This is a genomic window from Acinetobacter stercoris (assembly GCF_900323515.1).
Classification (GTDB): Bacteria; Pseudomonadota; Gammaproteobacteria; order Pseudomonadales; family Moraxellaceae; genus Acinetobacter; species Acinetobacter stercoris.
Genome location: NZ_OOGT01000292.1, coordinates 1 through 3,125 on the forward strand (window position 1 = coordinate 1; position 3,125 = coordinate 3,125).

Genomic DNA, 3,125 nt, shown 5'->3' on the forward strand with positions numbered 1-3,125 from the left:
CTCATATATTCTTTAAATATTTATATAACATTATAAACAACCAGATTGTAATTATTTAAAAAATGATAAATAAGTCACATTTTTTGTAATTGTTTTGTTATAATTTATATAAGTTGAGTGAGTAATAATTGATTGGATCATGAAAAAAGTAATAACAACCTCATTTATGATATTGAGCATATTTGGCGTAGGCTATGTTGCATACCTGGATTCCGAGCAGCAAAAAAAACAAGAGATCGATAGAATTGTTCAAGAAGCTCAAAATACATCAAATGAGATGCATCGTGGTCAAGAATATAAAAATAATTTTTTAAAATTAAATCAAAATATATAGATTATTCATACACATGATAGTCATGTGACTCCTAAGTTAAGTAATGTTAAAAATTGAATAATCACTATGTTATAATCCGCAAAATCAAAATCTAACTCAACTACGTTGTATTTTTTAAATGTCACGGAAAGCTGCATTATCTTTGCAGCTTTTTTAGTTCAGTTAGTCCCAAAAATCTATGTATGAATGATATGGCGTAGTTCTTGCTTTGTTAATGTCAGGAAATTTACGTTTATGATTCGTAAAGCAATTTAAAATAGCTTAGACCTATATAGGGGCTAAAAATGACAACTCCCAATTCTTCAGAAAATGTTTTAGAACGCTTATTTAAATTAAGTGAAAATAAAACAACTTTTAAGACTGAAGTTTTAGCTGGTGTAACTACATTTTTGACCATGTGTTACATCATCATCGTAAACCCAATGATTTTATCTGAAACAGGTATGGATCATGGTGCTGTATTCGTTGCGACATGCTTGGCTGCTGCAATTGGATGCTTGGTCATGGGGATGGTTGCAAATTATCCCATTGCACTTGCACCAGGAATGGGCTTAAACGCATATTTTACATACTCTGTATGTATTGGTATGGGTATTCCTTGGCAGACAGCCTTAGCTGCGGTATTTGTCTCAGGACTTATTTTTATCGCAATCAGCATGTTCAAAATTCGCGAAGCAATTGTAAATGCTATTCCGATGTCACTGAAATTTGCGATCGGTGGTGGAATAGGATTATTCCTGGCATTGGTTGCATTCAAAAATTCGGGAATCATTATTGCTAATAATGCAACGCTTATAGGGTTGGGAGATATTAAACAACCGACTGTTTTACTTTCATTATTGGGTTTTTTCCTGATAGTTATCATGCATCATTTTAAAGTACGTGGTGCAATCATTATTAGTATCCTTGTTATCACAGCACTTTCAACAGTATTAGGGTATAACGAATTCAAAGGCGTTGTTGGTACAATTCCTTCGATTGCACCAACATTTCTGCAAATGGATTTTGAGGGATTGTTCACTGCAAGTTTGATTGGTGTAATTTTTGTTTTCTTTCTTGTTGATCTCTTCGATTCGACAGGTACGCTGGTTGGTGTATCACATCGTGCTGGATTGTTAAAAGACGGAAAATTACCTCGCCTGAAAAAGGCATTATTTGCCGATTCTACAGCTATTGTCGCTGGTGCTGCATTGGGTACATCTTCAACTACACCATTTATTGAGTCTTCAGCAGGTGTTGCTGCTGGTGGGCGTACTGGTTTGACAGCTGTCGTGGTTGCTGTATTGTTTATCGCATGCCTTTTCCTTGCACCATTGGCGCAATCTGTACCCGGTTTTGCGACCTCACCAGCGTTGCTTTTCGTTGGTGTACTGATGATTCAGGGAATCACTAATATTGAATGGTCTGATATTACCGAAGCTGTACCTGCCTTCCTAACGATCGTATTTATGCCATTTACCTATTCTATTGCTGATGGTATCGCAATGGGCTTTATCAGTTATGCTTTGGTTAAGTTATTTACGGGCAAGGCAGCCACTGTGCCTTATATGGTCTGGATTATTGCAGTACTTTGGGTCATAAAATTTGTTGTATTTGGTGGCTAAACTTTAATTTTACAAAAAGGGTGTAAACTCGTTTTACACCCTTTTTTATTTTATAAATATCCGTGTTGAGGAATAGTAATGAATAATTCTGAGCTCATTCGAGTACTTCCAAAAGCTGAATTACATGTACATATTGAAGGGACTTTTGAGCCAGAGCTCATGTTTGAAATTGCGCAGCGTAATAAAATCGATATTCCATATAAATCTATTGATGAAGTGAAACAAGCATATAATTTTCATAACCTTCAGTCATTTTTAGATATTTATTATGCAGGTGCGAATGTTTTAGTCTATGAACAGGATTTTTATGATCTTGCCTGGGCATATTTTATAAAATGTCAGCAAGATAATGTTGTACACACAGAAATATTTTTTGATCCACAAACACATACAGATCGTGGTGTAGCATTTGAAATAGTTTTGAATGGGTTAAAAAAGGCATGTGTTGATGCTCAAGAAAAACTCGGCATTACTTCACATTTAATTATGTGCTTTTTAAGACACCTGAGTGAAGAAGCAGCGATGCAAACATTAGAACAAGCTTTACCATTCAAAGATCAAATCATCGGAGTAGGGCTAGATTCTAGTGAGTTAGGGCATCCGCCATCAAAATTTGAGCGGGTATTTGCCAAGGCTCGTGAAGCAGGTTTTTTAATCGTTGCACATGCTGGTGAAGAAGGACCAGCAGAATATGTATGGGAAGCACTTGACTTATTAAAAGTGAACCGAATTGATCATGGTGTCCGTTCAGAAGATGATCCAAAACTTTTAGAAAGACTTGTTCTGGAAAAAATGCCACTAACAGTATGTCCGCTAAGTAATTTGAAATTGTGTGTTATTGATGATATGGCAGATCACAATATTCATCGATTGCTTAAACAAGGTGTAAAAGTTACAGTAAATTCGGATGATCCTGCTTATTTTGGAGGATATATGAATGATAACTTCCATGCCATTGAACAGGCGTTACCGCTTTCACAGGATGAGCTAAAACAATTAGCAATAAACTCATTTGAAGCTTCTTTTATTCCAGAAAGTGAAAAGCGTAAATGGATTAAACATATTCATGCACTTTAATAATAGTTTTTAATGATCACAAATAGTGAATTGTAAATTTCACTATTTGTTCTATTTTATGTGATTTATTTTTGAATGAAGTGATAATATTTTTTTATGTGATGATTTAG

General features: G+C 34.8%; 3 protein-coding genes. All 3 read left to right on the forward strand.

Annotated elements, in window-relative coordinates:
* The first annotated feature begins 139 nt into the window (after nt 1-139).
* On the forward strand, nt 140-334 hold the full coding sequence (locus KPC_RS18585) for a hypothetical protein (protein ID WP_121975817.1): 195 nt from the start codon (nt 140-142) through the stop codon (nt 332-334).
* Nucleotides 335-618: 284 nt separating this feature from the next.
* A complete protein-coding gene (locus KPC_RS18590; protein WP_121975818.1) occupies nt 619-1,938 on the forward strand; it encodes an NCS2 family permease in 1,320 nt (439 codons plus the stop codon).
* Between the two features lie 78 nt (nt 1,939-2,016).
* Nucleotides 2,017-3,015, forward strand: coding sequence for an adenosine deaminase (locus KPC_RS18595; RefSeq protein ID WP_121975819.1), 999 nt, complete (start codon nt 2,017-2,019; stop codon nt 3,013-3,015).
* The last annotated feature ends 110 nt before the right edge of the window (nt 3,016-3,125 follow it).

Coding starts and splice junctions, on each gene's coding strand:
- KPC_RS18585 (WP_121975817.1), top strand. CDS start 140: ATGAAAAAAGTAATAACAACCTCATTTATGATATTGAGCATATTTGGC.
- KPC_RS18590 (WP_121975818.1), top strand. CDS start 619: ATGACAACTCCCAATTCTTCAGAAAATGTTTTAGAACGCTTATTTAAA.
- KPC_RS18595 (WP_121975819.1), top strand. CDS start 2,017: ATGAATAATTCTGAGCTCATTCGAGTACTTCCAAAAGCTGAATTACAT.